This is a genomic window from Mycolicibacterium sarraceniae, assembly GCF_010731875.1.
In the GTDB taxonomy this organism is placed as follows: Bacteria; Actinomycetota; Actinomycetes; order Mycobacteriales; family Mycobacteriaceae; genus Mycobacterium; species Mycobacterium sarraceniae.
In genome coordinates this window covers 336299-354222 of record NZ_AP022595.1, presented here as the reverse complement: position 1 = coordinate 354222, position 17924 = coordinate 336299, and the positions used below count along the sequence as shown (strand labels likewise).

Annotated in this window: 13 protein-coding genes and 3 pseudogenes; 10 read left to right on the top strand and 6 right to left on the bottom strand. The window is 66.5% G+C overall.

What is annotated here, in order from left to right; genetic code table 11:
• The first annotated feature begins 1 nt into the window (after window position 1).
• The 6 genes and pseudogenes from G6N13_RS01920 (at window position 2) to G6N13_RS01895 (ending at window position 6852) form a co-directional block, all read left to right on the top strand.
• A complete protein-coding gene (locus tag G6N13_RS01920) occupies window positions 2-1387 on the top strand; it encodes a glutamine synthetase family protein (protein WP_163694581.1) in 1386 nt (461 codons plus the stop codon).
• Window positions 1384-2088, top strand: coding sequence for an ABC transporter substrate-binding protein (locus G6N13_RS01915; RefSeq protein WP_163694580.1), 705 nt, complete (start codon window positions 1384-1386; stop codon window positions 2086-2088). Before G6N13_RS01920 ends, G6N13_RS01915 begins: the two co-directional genes overlap by 4 nt.
• Window positions 2085-2798, top strand: a complete 714-nt coding sequence (locus G6N13_RS01910) for a gamma-glutamyl-gamma-aminobutyrate hydrolase family protein (RefSeq protein WP_163694579.1) — start codon at window positions 2085-2087, stop codon at window positions 2796-2798. Before G6N13_RS01915 ends, G6N13_RS01910 begins: the two co-directional genes overlap by 4 nt.
• Window positions 2795-3607 (top strand): gamma-glutamyl-gamma-aminobutyrate hydrolase family protein, encoded by an 813-nt coding sequence (locus tag G6N13_RS01905; protein ID WP_163694578.1) that lies wholly within the window; start codon window positions 2795-2797, stop codon window positions 3605-3607. The genes G6N13_RS01910 and G6N13_RS01905 overlap by 4 nt, the downstream gene beginning before the upstream one ends.
• Before the next feature lie 120 nt (window positions 3608-3727).
• A pseudogene (locus G6N13_RS01900) lies at window positions 3728-5131 on the top strand (IS1380 family transposase).
• A 188-nt stretch (window positions 5132-5319) separates the two neighbouring features.
• Window positions 5320-6852 carry a PucR family transcriptional regulator gene (locus G6N13_RS01895; protein ID WP_163694577.1) on the top strand — a complete coding sequence of 511 codons (1533 nt, stop codon included), beginning with the start codon at window positions 5320-5322 and terminating at the stop codon, window positions 6850-6852.
• Here G6N13_RS01895 and G6N13_RS01890 read toward each other — a convergent pair.
• From G6N13_RS01890 to gabT, 5 genes and pseudogenes are all read right to left on the bottom strand, one after another.
• Complete coding sequence (locus tag G6N13_RS01890) at window positions 6822-7922, bottom strand: CaiB/BaiF CoA transferase family protein (RefSeq protein ID WP_163694576.1); 1101 nt, start codon at window positions 7920-7922, stop codon at window positions 6822-6824. The two genes, G6N13_RS01895 and G6N13_RS01890, sit on opposite strands and share 31 nt — an antisense overlap.
• Before the next feature lie 42 nt (window positions 7923-7964).
• Window positions 7965-8468: pseudogene (locus tag G6N13_RS01885) on the bottom strand (aldehyde dehydrogenase family protein); the annotation flags it as partial.
• Between the two features lie 69 nt (window positions 8469-8537).
• A pseudogene (locus tag G6N13_RS24740) lies at window positions 8538-8649 on the bottom strand (hypothetical protein); the annotation flags it as partial.
• A gap of 64 nt (window positions 8650-8713) precedes the next feature.
• Complete coding sequence (locus G6N13_RS01875) at window positions 8714-9883, bottom strand: acyl-CoA dehydrogenase family protein (RefSeq protein WP_163694575.1); 1170 nt, start codon at window positions 9881-9883, stop codon at window positions 8714-8716.
• A 13-nt stretch (window positions 9884-9896) separates the two neighbouring features.
• Window positions 9897-11249, bottom strand: a complete 1353-nt coding sequence (gabT, locus tag G6N13_RS01870; protein ID WP_163694574.1) for a 4-aminobutyrate--2-oxoglutarate transaminase — start codon at window positions 11247-11249, stop codon at window positions 9897-9899.
• Between the two features lie 162 nt (window positions 11250-11411).
• Between gabT and G6N13_RS01865 the strand changes: the two genes are divergently transcribed.
• The 3 genes from G6N13_RS01865 to secA all read left to right on the top strand — a co-directional run bounded on the left by G6N13_RS01865 (window position 11412) and on the right by secA (window position 15868).
• The gene (locus G6N13_RS01865; RefSeq protein ID WP_163701540.1) at window positions 11412-12041 is read left to right on the top strand and encodes a ComF family protein; all 630 of its coding nucleotides are present in this window, start codon (window positions 11412-11414) and stop codon (window positions 12039-12041) included.
• Window positions 12042-12339: 298 nt separating this feature from the next.
• Window positions 12340-13011 carry a ribosome hibernation-promoting factor, HPF/YfiA family gene (gene hpf / locus G6N13_RS01860; protein ID WP_179965056.1) on the top strand — a complete coding sequence of 224 codons (672 nt, stop codon included), beginning with the start codon at window positions 12340-12342 and terminating at the stop codon, window positions 13009-13011.
• A gap of 73 nt (window positions 13012-13084) precedes the next feature.
• Window positions 13085-15868, top strand: a complete 2784-nt coding sequence (gene secA, locus G6N13_RS01855) for a preprotein translocase subunit SecA (protein ID WP_163694573.1) — start codon at window positions 13085-13087, stop codon at window positions 15866-15868.
• A gap of 5 nt (window positions 15869-15873) precedes the next feature.
• Here the strand turns inward: secA and G6N13_RS01850 are convergent, their stop codons facing one another.
• Window positions 15874-16332 (bottom strand): Rv3235 family protein, encoded by a 459-nt coding sequence (locus G6N13_RS01850; RefSeq protein ID WP_163694572.1) that lies wholly within the window; start codon window positions 16330-16332, stop codon window positions 15874-15876.
• Window positions 16333-16510: 178 nt separating this feature from the next.
• Between G6N13_RS01850 and G6N13_RS01845 the strand changes: the two genes are divergently transcribed.
• On the top strand, window positions 16511-17917 hold the full coding sequence (locus G6N13_RS01845; protein WP_163694571.1) for a WS/DGAT/MGAT family O-acyltransferase: 1407 nt from the start codon (window positions 16511-16513) through the stop codon (window positions 17915-17917).
• The last annotated feature ends 7 nt before the right edge of the window (window positions 17918-17924 follow it).

Below are 17924 nucleotides of genomic sequence, written 5' to 3'. Positions count from 1 at the left end.
CATGAGCACCACACCGCTGGACGCACACCGGCAAGCCAACGCCAACGGCCCGGAACTGGCCGAGGTACTGGCCACCATTGCCGATCGCAATGTCGAACTGGTCTACTTCCAGGCCGTCACCATCACCGGTCGCGTTGTCGGAAAAGTAGTCCCAGCAAGGCATTTCGAGCGGCTAGCGGTCAAAGGGGTGCAACAGCACCAGACGGCGGCGGCCAATCTGCAAGGCACCCGCGACGGCGTACTGCTGGCCGGCGGCGTCAACGCCCCCGAATACACGGCGATGCCCGACCTCGAGACGTTCGCGGTGTTGCCGTGGGACACCAACTTCGCCCGGGTGTTCTGCCGGCTCTACGAACCCGACCATCTGGCCGAGCGGGCCGGTGCCGAATTCGCCTGTGACACCCGCGGATTGCTGCGGCGAATGCACATCGGATTCACCGATCGTACCGGGCTGGAGCTACGTACCGGCTGCGAACCCGAAATGACATGGCGTGGCGAGGGTTTGGAAGCGCACTTTCGGCCCGGCTCCAGCCCGGCCTACAACATCGAGCACCTCGAGCGGAACCGTCCGATCGTCAAGAAGGTGATCGCTTACGCCCAGGAGCTGGGCCTGGACATGGTCGAAGGCGACTACGAGGACGAGTACCAGGTCGAGCTGAACTTCATGTACGACCGCGCCGACCTCACCGCCGACCGGCTGGTCACCTACCGACAGATCTGCAAGCAGGTGGCCCGCGAACTGGGCATTGAAGCCAGCTTTATACCCAAGCCGGCGACCGGGATGATGGGCAACGGCTGTCACCACAACTTCAGCCTGTGGCGCGACGGCGTGAACGTGCTGGCTGATCCGGGGGTTACCGAACTGCATCTGTCCGAGATCGGCAAGCACGCCCTGGGGGGTCTGCTGGCGCATTCGGCGGGTGCCATGCTGATCAACGGTTCCACCGTGAACTCTTACAAGCGATATTGGGACGCCGGACAGTTCGCGCCCTCGCGGATCAACTGGGGTCTGGACAACAAGACCTGCACCGTCCGACTGTCGACTGTCGGTCGGCTCGAATACAAGTTGCCCGATGCCGCCGTCAACCCGTACCTATCGCACGCGGTGATCCTGGCGGCCTGTGAGGACGGGCTGAAGAACTTCACCGATCCCGGCGCACCCACCCAGGGTTCGTCCTACGATGCGCCGGTCGACGACCGCTTCGGTGCCCTGCCACTGACCCTTGGCGAGGCCATCAGCGCGTTTCGCTCCGATGGCGTGCTCGCCGAGGCTCTCGGGCCTGAGCTGTCCGGGCTTCTCGTCGATTTTCACGCCGACGAGTGGGCCCGGTTCTGTGGATATGTGACCGATTGGGAGCGCGATATGTACTGGGATGACCTGCCATGAGCACACCGTTGAGACTGGCCTGCCTGGATGCCGATGCGCCGCCGCTGTTTTCGCTGTGGACTCCGCAGAACGGGCGCACCGGCTATGAACCCGGAGTGGCCGAAGCGCTGGGGGACGAACTCGGCCGTCCGGTCGAGTGGATTCGGGTTCCCTGGGTGGACATGATCCCGGCGGTACAGCGCGGCGACGCCGACGCGGTGCTGTGCGGACAGGGCATCACCGCAGAACGTCAGGCGCAAGTCGACTTCACCCGGCCCTATGCCGTCTTTCATGAGGGCGTGCTGGTACGCCGCAGCTCGGGCATCAACGGGCCGGAGGGTCTCGTCGGCCGCAAGGTAGCGGCCATCGAGAACAGCACCAACATGACGCTGGTCGAAACCTTCACCGGCGCAGTGCCAGTCGCATTCGGGGCCGGTTCCGATGACGTCTACGCCGACATGCTGGCCGCACTATCGGCCGGTGAAGTCGACGCCGTCGTCGACGACGACGTGGTGTTCGTGCCGTTGGGTGCCACTCATCCGGACTACGAGCTGGCATTCACCGTTCAGACCGCCAACCAGTGGGGCATCGCGGTGGCCAAGGACCGTCCCGACACGCTGGCCGAGCTCAACGACGCGCTTGCCCGGCTTGTCGAGTCCGGGCGGTTGCGCAAGGTGTGGGAGCAGTGGTTGCCCACCTTGGACTATCCCTTCGGGACGTGACTCGGCCGCTGGTGGCGGTGGTTGGGCGTCGCGCCGAACAGGTTGCGATCCTGCGCTTCTCGGCCACCCTGGCCGCCGAAGCGCTGTGTGAGGCGGTGTGGGCGGCGGGCGGCGAGCCGGTGGTGCTGCATGGACCTGCCGGCGACCCGGCGATGGAACTTCCGGACCGGCTGGACCGCTTCGACGGTGTGCTGATGCCCGGCGGCGCAGACGTCGACCCGATCCGCTACGGTGCGCAGGCCGACCCCCGGACCCAGGACACCGTGCTGTTCCAGGACGACTATGACCTAGCCGTCAGCCGGGCCGTCATCGACCTGGGGTTGCCGATGCTGGCGATCTGTCGGGGTATGCAAATCCTCAATGTCGCCGCCGGCGGCACCCTGTGCCAGCACATATCAGAGACGACGACGCCACACCACAACGCGATTCACGATGTTCGCGTACTACGCGAGTCGCGGCTGCACCTCATCGTGGGATCCGATCACATCGATGTGTCGTCCTATCATCACCAAGCGATTGACCGGCTGGGCGCCGATCTCGTGGTGACGGCGATGGCCGGCGACGGCGTGGTTGAAGCTGTTGAGCACTGCCGCGCCGACATCATCGCGGTGCAGTGGCATCCCGAAGACCGGCACGGCGGCTGCGCTACCGACACCGCATTATTCGCCGACCTGATTGACCGGGCCGGCAAACGAAAGGACTCTTCGTGACCGACCGTGTCACCCGCGCCGACGTCATCCCGCACCGGCCGCCGCCGGCCCGCCCGCAGGCGCGTATCTGTGTGTTGGCCCCCCTGAATTACCCCGACATCACTGCGGCCGACGTCGAGCTGATCACCAGGTTCACCCGCGTCGCACTGACGACCCTGGTCGAACTGGATGCCGAGTACGAACTGTGGGACGGGTCTGTTCCGATCGAAAAGCCCAGCAGTGCAGCGGAGTTCGATGGACTGCTGCTGCTCGGCGGCGGCGACGTGGACGGCTCCTGCTACGGCGTGAGCGCTCCGAATCCCAAGGCCTACGGTGTGGACGTGCGCGCCGATCGCGACGCACTGGCCGCAATCGCCGCCGCGCAGAACGCCGGCCGGCCGGTGCTCGGGATCTGCCGGGGTTCCCAGCTGCTCAACGTGGCCCGTGGCGGCACCCTGATCGGCGATATCGAGGATTACGCGCTGCACCACGGTGCACCCGGTGAGCCCGAATTCGTCAACGAGCCGATCGATATCGTGGCCGGCACCCGGCTGGCGGAAATCCTGGGCACCGATCGGGTCATCGCCCGGTCCGGACATCATCAGGCCGTCGACACCGTGGGGGAGGGGTTGGTCGTCGCGGCGCGGGCACTGGACGGCATCGTGGAGGCAACCGAGGACCCCAATCGTTGGTACGTCGGGGTGCAGTGGCATCCCGAGGACGAGGACGGCCCGGCGACCGACCGGCAGGCGTTATTCGGTGCGTTCGTCCGGGCCGCGGCGGCAGTGCGCCAAACCCGGGCTGGCACCGCGCGTGTTGGCACGCCTTAGCCTGAATCCACCGACGGGCGGTGGCGTTAGCCGAGTGTCGGAGTGAAGAAAGTGCCCTCTGAACTGGGATGATTGGTGTTCTCAGGCAGCAATCGGGTCCAGTTCGGAAAGGCACTTCCAGTGCAAGTTTCGCATAGGTTCGCCGCGGAGTCAGCGGTGTTCGACGATGACAATCTCGTGTCGTGCGCCGGACTTGTGCCGGTCATGACGTTGGCCGAACAGACCGGGCTGGGCAGGTTGTTTGATGAGAAGGTCCGCATCACGACGCCGCGGATCAAGTCCGGGTCGGCGAACCCCGCCCCGAAACTGGCCACCGTGGTGGCGGGCATGTGCGCGGGCGCGGACTGCATCGACGACCTCGACGTGGTCCGGTCGGGCGGTATGAAGACCCTCTTCGGCGGGGTGTACGCACCGTCGACGGTCGGAACGTTGTTGCGGGAGTTCACCTTCGGGCACGCCCGCCAGTTGGAATCGGTGCTACGCGAGCACCTGGTGGCATTGTGTCAGCGGGTCGAGTTGCTACCCGGCGCCGATGAGCGGGTGTTCATCGACATCGACTCGCTGCTACGCCCGGTCTACGGGCACGCCAAACAAGGCGCCTCCTACGGGCACACCAAGATCGCCGGCAAGCAGATCCTGCGCAAGGGACTGTCCCCGCTGGCCACCACGATCAGCACCGCGGGTGCTGCGCCGGTGATCGCCGGGATGCGGCTACGCGCCGGGCGGGCCAACTCCAGTAAGGGGGCCGGGCGGATGGTCGCCCAGGCGATCGGCACCGCCCGCGCCGCGGGGAGCCAGCGGGCAGATTCTGGTGCGCGGGGATTCGGCCTACGGCTCGCGCGCGGTGATTACCGCCTGCGTGCGCCATGGTGCGCGGTTCTCGATGGTGATGACCCGCAATCCCGCCATCGAACGCGCGCTCGCCGGGATCGACGAGACGGCGTGGACGCCAGTGCGTTATCCCGGCGCCGTCCAAGACCCCGACACCGGTACCTGGATCTCTGATGCCGAGGTCGCCGAAATCGACTACACCGCATTCGCCTCCACCCCGATCGCATCACGGCCCGATTGGTGGTCCGCCGCGTCAAGGACGCCCGTTTCCGTGACACGCTGTTCCCGGTGTGGCGGTATCACCCGTTTCTCACCAACACCGACCTGCCCGTCGATCAGGCCGACATCACCCACCGCCAGCACGCGATCATCGAGACCGTATTCGCCGATCTCATCGACGGACCGCTGGCGCATCTGCCCTCGGGCCGGTTCGGCGCGAACTCGGCCTGGATCTTGTGCTCGGCGATTGCCCACAACCTGCTGCGCGCGGCCGGTGTCCTAGCCGGAGAGCGGCACACCCGAGCACGCGGATCGACACTGCGACGCACCATCGTCAATGTTCCCGCCCGACTGGCCCGTCCCCAGCGCCGCCCGATCCTGCACCTACCCTCCCACTGGCCGTGGTCCAGGTCCTGGCTTGCACTGTGGCACAACACCATCGGACACAGCCCACCACTACCTGCGACAACCTGACCAACCGCCGAAAGGCCCGACCGGAACACACAGGAAAAGCTGGACAGACCAGCAACTACCTCACGCCCACACCCGGAAGACCGACGCCAACGAAGATCAACCCTACTCACCACCACCCGTCGGTGGATTCAGGCTTAGCGCGGCGTGTCGAGGCCGCAAGGACGCGCCCGCGCCAAAAGATTGTCGGCATGGCGATCACTGCGCGGGACCTGGCGCACGTCGAGGCGCTGGGTCTGAGGCTGGCCGCTGGGGCCGGGGCGGCCGACCGCGAGATCACCTGGGCGCACGCCATCGAATTGGCTGACCCCACGCCGTATTTGTCGGGTGGGGAGCTGGTGATGACGACCGGTATCAACATTGGTGCCGACGCAGCTGCGCAGACCGCGTACGTCCGACGGCTGGTCGCGGTGGGGATCGCCGCGCTGGCGGTCGACACCGGTACGACGATCTCCGATGTGCCTGCCGCCGTGCTGGCGGCCGGCGATGAACTGGGTCTGCCAGTGCTGGTGGTCCCGCCGGCGACGCCGTTCATCGCGATCACCCGGGTGGTGATCGATTCGCTGCGCGCCGACGAACTGCGGTCGGTGCAACGCGTGGTCGATCAACAGCGGGTGCTCGCCCGCGCGACATTGCGCGGTGGCATCCCCGGCGCCGTCTCCGCACTGGCCGACTGTCTGCCGGCCGCGGTGGTGGTCACCGATGCCGCCGGCAAGGCCTTGGCTGCGGCCGGCTCCGGACACCTGGAATTAGTTGCTGCACTATCGGATTCGCAACCGGCTGCGTTGCGGCGCACCGGCGGGTACGTCACGTTCGACGGCCAGGCCTACGTATCGGTCACCGGCCTGCGGGCCGCTCGGACCGTGCGAGGCCACCTCGGCGTGCGCACAGCGGAGCCGCTGACCAATTCCGAGCGGCTGCTCGTGGCCCATGCGGTTTCGTTGATCTCGATCGCGGCCGAGAAGCCTGCCCGGGTCGCTGAGGCCGAGCAGCGGCTGCGCACCGCCGTGACGCGCGAGCTGATCTCCGGCTCTGGCAATGTCGACAGCGGGGTGTTGCGCTACTTCGGCTTTGAGCCCGGTGCCGATGTGGTGGTGCTGGTGCTCAACGGACTGGGGCCGGTACTGGATGCCGAACGGAACCTCGGCGCGGTGCTCGATCACGGTGGTCCCTACCTGATGACCCTGCTGGACGACGAGATCGTGGCGATCCTGCCCACCGCGGCGAGCAGGCGGCGGGTTCAGGCAGTGGCCGAGGCACTCGCCGGAGGGTTCCCGCCGGGCTCTGGAGGCGGCGTCAGTTCCACCGTCCGCTTCGCCGGCCTCGGTCTTGGTATGCAGCAGGCGCGAACCGCCGCGCGATGCAGATCAGGTTCGGCGATCGGCAAATATGACGATCTGGGCGCATACGGGGTGCTACTCGCTGGTCGCAGCCCCGATGAACTCCGCGTGCTCGCCGGTCTGCTGCGGCCGCTCACCGACGCCGGCGAGGCGGACGAGAATCTCGCCACATTGACGGCTTTCCTGCAGCATCACGGCCAGATGGCGGGTGCCGCCGCCGAGCTGGGCGTGCATCGCCATACCCTGCGCAACCGGATGCGGCGTATCTGCGCCCTACTGTCCGACGACCTGGAATCGGCTGACAGCCGTGCCCAGTTGTGGCTCGCCCTGCAGGCCCGCCAGTTGATCGAGGATCAGCCCAATGCGGGCGGGGCGCAGCGGTAACTGGCGGGAGTAACCGACATCGTCACCGGGTTGGCTACCTGGGCGGTGGCGCTGCCCGGAACCGCAACGGTGGTGGTGATACCGAGCCGGTCGGCGAACGCGAACGCCTCGGCGACGTCGTTGATCGGTCCCGCGGGCACCCCGGCAGCGGTCAACCGCCGGTACCAATGGTCGGCGCCGGCGGCCTTGAGCGCGGGTTCGATCAGGGCGCACAATGCGTCCCGGTTCGCGACCCGTTGCGGGTTGGTGATGAAACGCGGGTCGTCCGCCAGGTCGGCAAGTCCGAGTACGGTGCAAAATGCCCGGTATTGCTTATCGTTTCCGACGGCCACGGTGATCGGCCGGTCGGCGGTGTCGAACACCTGGTACGGCGCGATGCTGGGATGGCGGTTACCCATGATCGACGGCACCACGCCGGCGCCGAGATAGCCGGAGGCCTGGTTCACCAGCGACGATAACAGCACCGCCATCAAATTGGTGTCGACGCGTTGGCCCAGCCCGGTGCGGTCGCGGTAGGCCAGCGCGGCCAGGATGCCCGCCAGGGCGTGCAGTCCGGCCAGCACATCGACCAATGCCACACCGGCTTTGGTGGGATCACCGGGCTCGGTGCCGGTGACGCTCATCAGACCGCCGACCGCCTGCACCAGCAGGTCGTAGCCCGGCAGTGCGGCACCGCCATCGCGGCCGAAACCGGTGATCGAACAGTAGATCAGGTCGGGTCGCACGGTGCGCAGGTCGTCGTAACCCAGGTGCAGTTTCTCCATCGTGCCAGGCCGGAAGTTCTCCACCACGATGTCGGCGCCGGCCACGAGTTCGCGGGCGACACGCTGCCCATCGGAGTCACTCAGGTCCAGTGCGACAGACCGCTTGTTGCGATTAACGGAGTTGAAATACGTTGCGACACCGTCGGAGTCGTACGGCGGACCCCACTGCCGGGTGTCGTCGCCGACGTCGGGGCGCTCGATCTTGATCACCTCGGCGCCGAAGTCGCCGAGCATCATCGTCGCGTACGGACCGGCGAGTACCCGGCTGAAGTCGACCACGACCAGACCTTCTAGGGCTGCTGCCATGTGTTCACCGCCTCAAGACTCTTCGTCGACCCTTCGGGGCCGTCATACTCCGGCCTGCCCGCCGCGTAGGTACACCGTGGTGGTGTGGGTGAAGAACTCGCGGGCCGCGCCGCCTTGTTCTTTGGGGCCCAGTCCGCTTTTTTTCGCACCGCCGAACGGTACGTGCGGGTCGGCGCCGGCTGATTCGGAGTTTATGTGCAGCACACCGACGTCGATGTGCTCGATGGCGGCGAGTGTGTGGGTCAGGTCCTGGGTGAACACCGCAGTGGACAAGCCGAATTCGCTGTCGTTGGCCAGTGTGAATGCCTGGTCGGCGTCGGTCGCGCGTTTGACGGCGAGCACGGGGCCGAATAGCTCCTCGGACCAGATGTCGGCAGGGCCGGTCAATTCCATGATCGTGGGAGCGACGAAGAATCCCTGGGCCAGTAAGCCTTTGAAGTAGGGCTGGCCGCCGGTCAGCACCTCGACGCCGTGGTTCATTGCGGTGCCGAGACCGCGGTAAATGTTGCGTTGTGCAGCGCCGGTGATGACCGCACCCAGCTGCGTTGCGCTCGACCACGTCGGCGGCCGCCAGCAGCACCGCACCGCGCTGATGTATCGGTTTTCGGGCCCAGCTCGCCGACGCCTCGCCCGCCGCGGCGACCGCGTGGCAGACATCGGCAACCGTCGCGCTGTGTCCCTCGGCGACCACCACATGGGGCCGCGCGGGGTTGACGCTGGTCACCATGTCGCCGGCGCCGACGAGCCACTGTCCGGCGATCAAGTGCCGGAGTTCGTTCGGGCTGGTCATCTCAGCGGAACGCTGCCTGTCCGGTCAGGGCGCGCCCGATTGAGAGTAGGTGCATTTCGGAGGTGCCTTCGTAGGTGAGCACCGATTCGAGATTGTTTGCGTGCCGCAGCGGCGAGTATTCCAGGGTGATCCCGCTGCCGCCCAACAGGGTTCGGCACTCGCGGGCGATGGCCAGCGCCTCGCGGACGTTGTTGAGCTTGCCCAGGCTGATCTGCTCGGGGCGGGTGCCTTCGGCGTCCTTCATCCGGCCGAGGTGCACGGCCAGCAGCATGCCCTTGCCCAGCTCCAGGGTCATATTGGCCAGCTTTTCCTGGGTCAGCTGGAAACTCGACAGTGGCCGGTCGAAGACCTCGCGTTCCCTGGTGTAGGCGATCGCGGTCTCCAGGCTGTCGCGGGCGGCGCCCAGTGCGCCGAACGCGATGCCGAAGCGCGCCTCGTTGAGGCAGGACAGCGGTGCGCCGAGGCTGGTGGCGTGCGGTAGCTGTGCCGAGGCGGGCAGCCGGACGTTGTCGAGCACCAGCTCGGAGGTGACCGAGGCCCGTAGCGACAGCTTCTTGTGGATGACGTTGGCGGTGAATCCCGGGGTGTCGGTGGGGACCAGGAAGCCGCTGATGTCGCCGTCGCCGTCCCCGGTTCTGGCCCACACCGTGGCCACATCGGCGAGGTTGCCGTTGGTGATCCACATCTTGGCACCATCGAGGACCCAGTCACTACCGTCGCGCCGGGCCCGGGTTCGCATCCCGGCCGGATTCGAGCCGAAGTCGGGCTCGGTCAGCCCGAAGCACCCGATCGCGTCGCCGGTGGCCAGCCGGGGCAGCCACTCGTTCTTCTGCTCCTCGGAGCCGTAGCGGTAGATGGAGAACATCGACAGCGAGCCCTGCACCGACACGAAGCTGCGGAAACCGCTGTCACCGGCCTCGAGTTCCATACAGGCCAGCCCATAACTGACCGCGTTGGTGCCCGCGCACCCGTACCCCTGCAGGTGCATACCCAGCAAGCCCAGCGCACCGAACTCTTTACCGAGTTCCTTGGGCAGCGTGGCAGATTCGAACCAGTCCCCGACATTCGGGCGGAGCCGGGTATCGACGAACTTGCGCACGGTTGCCGCGATATCCCGCTCGTCGGCGTCAAGCAGACGATCGGTCGAAAACAGCTCCAGCGGTGCGGTCATATCGGGGTGCCTTTCAGAGGGTGGCAAAGCCGGCGCGCAACACGCCGAAGGCATCGAGCAGCAGCTCGTCGGGGATGGTCAGGGGCGGAAGGAAGCGCAGAACGTTGCCGAAAGTGCCTGCGGTTAAAGTTAATACACCGTTGTCGTGGCAGTGCCGGGACACCGCGGCGACGGCGTCGCGGTTGGGTTCGGTGGTGCCGGGGATGACCAGTTCGGCGGCGATCATGGCGCCGCGGCCGCGGATCTCACCGATCACACCCGAGCTGGCGGCGATGGACTGCAGTTCGCGCACCATCAGCTCGCCGATGTCGCGGGCACGGGCGAGCAGTCCATTGGTTTCGATTTCGTCGAACGCGCCGAGGGCGGCGGCGCAGGCCACCGGGTTGCCGGCATAGGTGCCCCCGATACCGCCGGCGTGTGCGGCGTCCATGACATCGGCGCGCCCGGTGACCGCAGCCAGCGGCAGGCCGCCGGCCAGCCCCTTCGCGGTGGTGATGAGGTCGGGTACCAACTCCTCGTGCTCGCAGGCGAACCAGGCGCCGGTGCGCGCGATGCCGGTCTGCACCTCGTCGGCGACGAGCAGGATGCCACGCTCGCGGCAGAAGTCGGCCACCATCGTCAGAAATCCCGGTGCGGGAACGATGAATCCGCCTTCGCCCTGGATGGGTTCGACCACCACACAGGCCACCGCGTCGGCACCGAGTTGGCTGTCGACCAACTGTGTCAACGCGCCGAATGCTTCTGCGGCGCAGTTGTCGGGTCCAGACGGCCAGCGGTAGGGGTAGGCCATCGGTGTCCGGTACACCTCTGGGGCGAACGGGCCGAATTGGTGCTTATAGGGCTGGTTCTTGGCGGTCATCGTCATCGCCAGCAGGGAGCGGCCGTGGAATGCGTGGTCGAACACCACGACGGCCGGGCGCCCAGTCGCGACGCGGGCGTACTTCACGGCATTCTCGACGGCTTCGGCACCGGTGTTGAACAGTGCGGTGCGCTTGTCGTGGGTGCCGGGGGTGAGGGCGTTGAGGCGTTCGGCGACTGCGATGTAGCCCTCGTAGGGCGTGGCCAGGAAGCATGTGTGGGTGAACTGCGCGAGTTGCTCGGTGGCCCGCCTCACCACCGCAGGTGCGGAGTTGCCGACGGTGGTGACGGCGATGCCGCTGCCCAGGTCGATGAAGGCGTTGTCGTCGACGTCGACTAGGACGCCACCGCCGGCTGCCGCGGCATACACACCGGTGCCGCTGACCAGCCCGTGTGGCAGCGCAGCGGCGCGGCGGGCTGCCAGCTCGCGGGAGCGTGGCCCCGGAATCTCGGTGACCAGGCGTCGCACTTGCGCCAGTTCGGTTCCGGCGATCAGCGGGAATGTCATGCCATCAAGGCTAGGGACTGACCGGCGCACCTACCTGTGGCCGAAGTGTCTAATTTAGGAGGGAAGACTGTCCACTCCGTACATCGGAACGTTCGTGAGGATTCCGCCGGGGGCTATGCGAGCAGGCGTGTCACCCCCTGCGTTCAGACTGTCTCCATGCTCATTGGCGACCTCGTCCTCCCGTTGGAATGCGGAGGTTGCGGCGCACCGTCGACCCCCTGGTGCGACACCTGCGCCGCAAGCCTGAAGGTGCACACCGACGAACCCCACCTCGTCACCCCACGCGTCGACCCGGGCGTGCCCGTCTTCGCCTTGGGCCGCTACGCCGGCTCGCGCCGCCAAGCCATCGTCGCGTTCAAAGAGCACGGCCGCCGAGACCTTGCCGGCCCGCTGGCCCACGCCCTGGCCCTCGGCATCCACCAGCTCCTGAGCTGGGGCATCCTCGACACCCCGTTCACCATCGTCCCGGCCCCGACGCGCGCATTGGCCGCCCGCCGGCGCGGCGGTGATCCCGTCACCCGCATCGCGCAACGAGCCACCCGGAACCACCCGGAGATCGCTGTCGTCAAAGCCCTCACAACCCGCGCTATGGTCCGCGACTCCGTTGGCCTCACGAGTGCCGACCGCGAACGCAACCTCAACGGCCGCATCAAGATCACCAAGCCGGTCGGAGGCGACGTCCTGCTCGTCGACGACATCGTCACCACCGGCGCCACCGCTCGCGAAGCGGTGCGGATGTTGCAAAAAGCCGGCGCGAATGTAACGGCCGTGCTGACCCTCGCGCAGGCCTGACCAGGCCAGGTAGATCGCCGTTGTGACAGAGGTCGAAAGACTTGGAAACGGGGGCGTCGAAAAGGTGGCACCACCCCGTGAACAACGACTACCTTCGGAGCCAACACACCGTGAACACATCGCGGGGCTGGCCTACACAAAATCAGGCCCGCCACTTCGCCGAAAACGGTAGGAGGTGAGGTTTCTCGACCCCTGGCGCCGGCGAGTGAGGCTCGTGCTTAACCTGTCGGCGCAGTTATCGAAGACAGGCCGGCACGCCTGAGTGCGTGCAACCCGTAAGAGAAACGAGTTGTCAAGCATGTCAATCGAATCCGTGAACACCGGTCAATTGCTGACTGACGAAGACGACCTTGCCGAAGCCGAAGCCGAAGTGCAGGTGTGCGGCCGCAACGTCGAGATCCCCGATCACTACCGCGTCTATGTAGCGGAGAAACTCGCTCGCCTCGAACGGTTCGACCGCTCGATCTACCGCTTCGACGTCGAGCTCGAGCACGAACGCAACCGTCGCCAACGCAAGAACTGCCAGCACGTCGAGATCACCGCGCGAGGTCGCGGTCCGGTCGTTCGTGGTGAGGCCTGCGCAGAGAGCTTCTACGGTGCGTTCGAGGCCGCCGTCCGCAAACTCGAGAATCGGCTGCGGCGCACCAAGGACCGGCGCAAGGTTCACTACGGCGACAAGACGCCGGTCTCGCTGCACGAGGCGACCGCGTTGACACCCCTCATCGACGCGACGGCGGCCTTCACACAAGACAAGTCCGCCGTCCAGGAGGCGCCGCTCGACGACCACGAGCCCGGCCGCATCGTGCGCACCAAGGAGCACCCCGCCAAGCCGATGACCGTGGACGACGCCCTCTACGAGATGGAGCTGGTCGGTCACGACTTCTTCTTGTTCCAGGACAAGGAGACCGATCGGCCGTCCGTCGTCTACCGCCGGCATGCCTATGACTACGGGCTGATCCGGCTGGGCTGATCGCCGCGGCCCGGACTCGCCAAGAGCGTCACCTAGGATGGAGAACGCTTAAGCCTCCAAGCTAGGGGAAAATGTGCTGTCGAAGTTGCTGCGCCTTGGTGAAGGCCGCATGGTCAAGCGCCTCAAGGGGGTGGCTGACTATGTCAACACCTTGTCCGACGATGTAGAGAAGCTCTCCGACGGTGAGCTGCGGGCCAAGACCGACGAGTTCAAGAAGCGCGTCGCGGACGGCGAAAGCCTCGATGACCTATTGCCCGAGGCTTTCGCCGTCGCACGTGAGGCGGCCTGGCGGGTGCTGAGCCAGCGCCACTTCGACGTCCAGTTGATGGGCGGCGCGGCCCTGCATTTCGGCAACGTCGCGGAGATGAAGACCGGTGAGGGCAAGACCCTGACCTGTGTGCTTCCGGCCTATCTCAACGCGCTGTCCGGCGATGGCGTCCACGTCGTCACGGTCAACGATTACCTGGCCAAGCGCGACAGCGAGTGGATGGGCCGCGTGCACCGCTTCCTGGGGCTCGAGGTCGGTGTCATCTTGTCCGGGCTGAGCCCCGACGAGCGCCGGGCGGCGTACGCCGCCGACATCACCTACGGCACGAACAACGAGTTCGGCTTCGACTATCTGCGCGACAACATGGCGCATTCGGTCGAGGAGATGGTGCAGCGCGGCCACAACTTCGCCGTCGTCGACGAGGTCGACTCGATCCTGATCGACGAAGCCCGCACCCCGCTGATCATCTCCGGCCCGGCCGATGGCGCCTCGCACTGGTACTCCGAGTTCGCCCGGCTGGCCCCGCTGCTGAAGAAGGACACCCACTACGAGGTCGACATCAAGAAGCGCACGATCGGTGTGCACGAGCTTGGTGTGGAGTTCGTCGAGGATCAGCTCGGCATCGACAACCTCTATGAGGCTGCCAACTCACCGCTGGTGAACTACCTGAACAACTCGCTGAAGGCCAAGGAGCTGTTCGAGCGCGACAAGGAGTACATCGTCCGCAACGGCGAGGTGCTGATCGTCGACGAGTTCACCGGCCGCGTGCTGATCGGGCGCCGCTACAACGAGGGCATGCACCAGGCCATCGAGGCCAAAGAGAACGTCGAGATCAAGGCCGAGAACCAGACGCTGGCCACGATCACCCTGCAGAACTACTTCCGGCTCTACGACAAGCTCGCCGGGATGACCGGTACCGCCGAGACCGAGGCCGCCGAGCTGCACGAGATCTACAAGCTCGGTGTGGTCCCGATCCCGACGAACCGGCCGATGCTCCGCAAGGATCAGACCGACCTGATCTACAAGACCGAGGAAGCCAAGTACATCGCCGTCGTCGACGATGTCACCGAGCGCTACGAGAAGGGTCAGCCGGTCCTGATCGGCACCACCAGCGTGGAGCGTTCGGAGTACCTGTCGCGTCAGTTCACCAAGCGTCGCGTCCCGCACAACGTGCTCAACGCGAAGTTCCACGAGCAGGAGGCCGCCATCATCGCCGGTGCCGGCCGGCGCGGCGCGATCACGGTGGCCACCAACATGGCCGGCCGCGGCACTGACGTCGTGCTGGGCGGCAACGTCGACTTCCTGCTGGATCTCCGGCTGCGTGAGCGGGGCCTGGATCCGGTCGAGACCCCCGACGAGTACGAGGCAGCCTGGCAGGAGGAGCTGCCGAAGATCAAGGCTCAGGCCGCCGAAGAGGCCGAGCACGTCATCGAGGTCGGCGGCCTCTACGTGCTGGGCACCGAGCGCCACGAGTCGCGCCGTATCGACAATCAGCTCCGCGGGCGTTCCGGTCGTCAGGGCGACCCCGGCGAGTCCCGGTTCTACCTGTCGCTGGGTGACGAGCTCATGCGGCGATTCAACGGCGCCACCCTGGAAAGCCTGTTGACCCGGCTCAACCTGCCTGACGACGTGCCGATCGAGGCCAAGATGGTCACCCGCGCCATCAAGAGCGCGCAGACCCAGGTCGAGCAGCAGAACTTCGAGATCCGCAAGAACGTGCTCAAGTACGACGAGGTGATGAACCAGCAGCGCAAGGTCATCTACGAGGAGCGCCGCCGGATTCTGGAGGGCGAGAACCTCGAGCAGCAGGCCCGCGACATGCTGGTCGACGTCATCACCGCCTACGTCGACGGCGCGACCGCCGAGGGCTACGCCGAGGACTGGGATCTTGAGCAGCTATGGACCGCCCTGCGGCAGCTCTATCCGGTGGGCATCGACCATCACGACCTGCTGGACTTCGACGCCGTCGGCGAGCCCGGTGAGCTGACCCGCGAAGAGCTCCTCGATGCACTGGTTGAGGATGCTGAAAAGGCTTATGCCGCACGGGAAGCGGAGATCACCGCGATGGCCGGTGAGGGTGCCATGCGCCAGCTGGAGCGCAACGTGTTGCTCAACGTGATCGACCGCAAGTGGCGTGAGCACCTCTACGAGATGGACTACCTCAAGGAAGGCATCGGCCTGCGGGCCATGGCGCAGCGTGACCCGTTGGTCGAGTACCAGCGCGAGGGCTACGACATGTTCGTCGGCATGCTCGACGGCCTCAAGGAGGAGTCGGTCGGCTTCCTGTTCAACGTCCAGGTGGAGGCGACGCCGCAACCGGCGGTCGGTGCCGTCGACACCCCGCAGGGCTTGGCTGATCTGGCTGGTCAGCAGCAAGAGCCGGCACCGGCCGCCTTGCACGCCAAGGGAATTGACGACGAGAGCTCGCGCCAGCTGACGTACTCCGGCCCTGCAGAAGACGGTTCGGCCGAGGTGCAGCGCAACGGTGGCGGCAAGCATGCGGCAGCCGCCGCCGGCACGACGCGCAAGGAACGTCGCGAGGCGGCCCGTAAGCAGGCCAAGGGCGGCCGGACCCTGCGTCGGGGCTAGCCCCCTCAGCCGAGGTGTAGCGCCACCACCTGCCAGCGCAAGCCGGTTGGGGTGGCCACCTGCTCGACCCGGCAGGCGATGGCGTGGGTGCGGTCGTCTCGGCTGTAGATGGCTGCCACCTCGGCGACCGATCCGTCGGTCCCCACCGGCTGAACCCGCAACCGGCGTAGTCGCGCGGTGCCATGACCTTCGTGGTGGGCTACGGCGGGCAGCAGTGAGTCCACCAGCCCGGCGGCCAGTAGCGGGCGCAGCTGCGCCAGTGAGCGCCTGCGATCGAGCACTTCGAGGACTCGCCTCAGCGCCGCATCGGCGAACCCGGCCGCGGCCCGAACCGGACCGGACTCGACCGGTGGCGGTGGCGGGGGCGGCACGCTGCCACCGCGTGGGCGCAGCAGACGCACCCGCTCGGGTGCGGCGCGCAGGACGGTTGGCTCATAGTCGACGACGGGAACGACGCAGGACATGGACACTCTCCGGTGATCGGTCGATAGGGACCGGCCGCCGGAGAGGGGCGAGCCGTTGGCACCATAGTGGCACACTCGTCGCGTCGGTGTGTGCACCCGCGATGCGGGGGTGGGGGGTTGGCGGCTACCGTGTCGAGACGGAGTCGGGGATTACTTCGGTGAGGGGAATTGCGCGACGATGGTGGCTCGGTTGTCAGCATCGGATGCGTCGTTTTATCACCTGGAGAACACCGCGACCCCGATGTACGTGGGCTCGCTGTCGATCCTGCGCAAGCCTCGATCCGGCCTCAGTTACGAAAGCCTGCTGGAGACCGTCGAACGTCGCCTGCCGCAGATCCCGCGCTACCGGCAGAAAATCCGCGAGGTGACCCTTGGCCTGGCTCGTCCGGTGTGGGTGGACGATCCCGACTTCGACATCACCTACCACGTGCGGCGCTCCGCGCTGCCGTCCCCGGGCAGCGATGCGCAGCTACACGAACTCATCGCCCGGTTGGGTTCGCGCCCGCTGGACCGGTCCCGCCCGCTGTGGGAGATGTACCTCATCGAGGGCCTGGCCAAGAACCGGCAGGCGATCTACACCAAGTCCCATCAGGCCCTGGTCAACGGGATGACGGCACTGGAAGTCGGCCACGTCGTCGCCGACCGCACCCAGAAGCCACCGACGTTCGGTGAGGACATCTGGATCCCGGGCCGCGAGCCCACCAACAATCAGCTCCTGATCGGCGCGGTCGGGGAGTGGCTGGCGCGGCCGCGAGTGCAGCTGCGGGCGGTCCGCTCGGCCATCGAGGAGCTCGCCACCAACAGCGGCGAGCTGGTCGAGATGGCGCGGCGGCTGACCGACGTCGCGCGCACCGTCGCTCGCGGTACCGCACCGAACAGTCCGCTGAACACGAAGGTCTCTCGCAACCGCCGGTTCACCGTCGCCGTCGGCTCGCTGGCCGATTACCGGCTGGTGCGGTCGCGCTATGACTGCGATGTCAACGACGTGGTGCTGGCGGTTATCGCCGGCGCCCTGCGTAACTGGCTGCTCTCGCGCGGTGAGCCGGTCACCAACAGCTCGACGGTGCGGGCGATGGCGCCCACGTCGGTGTATCCCGAGGCTGTCCTGGACTCGTCTCCCGGCCAGGCCATCAGTGAGGTGGCACCGTTTCTCGTCGACCTGCCGGTGGGTGAGGGCAACGCCGTGGTACGGCTGTCCCAGATCGCGCACACCACCGAATCGCATTCGGCGGCGGCCAGTCTGGTTGATGCCCGCACCATCGTCACACTGTCCGGGTTCGCGCCTCCGACACTGCACGCGATGGGTACCCGGGTTGCCACCCAGTTCTCCGCCCGCCAGTTCAACCTGCTGATCACCAATGTGCCCGGTCCGCAGTCACAGATGTACGTGGCCGGGGCCAAGCTGTTGGAGACGTTCGCGGTACCACCGCTATTGCACAATCAGGTGTTGGCCATCGGTGTGACGTCGTATTGCGGCATGTTGTATTTCGGCATCAACGCCGACCGCGACGCCATGAGTGATGTCGATGTATTGCCCACGCTGCTGGCCGAATCGCTCGACGAACTGCTCGAAGCCGCTCAGTAGACGTAGG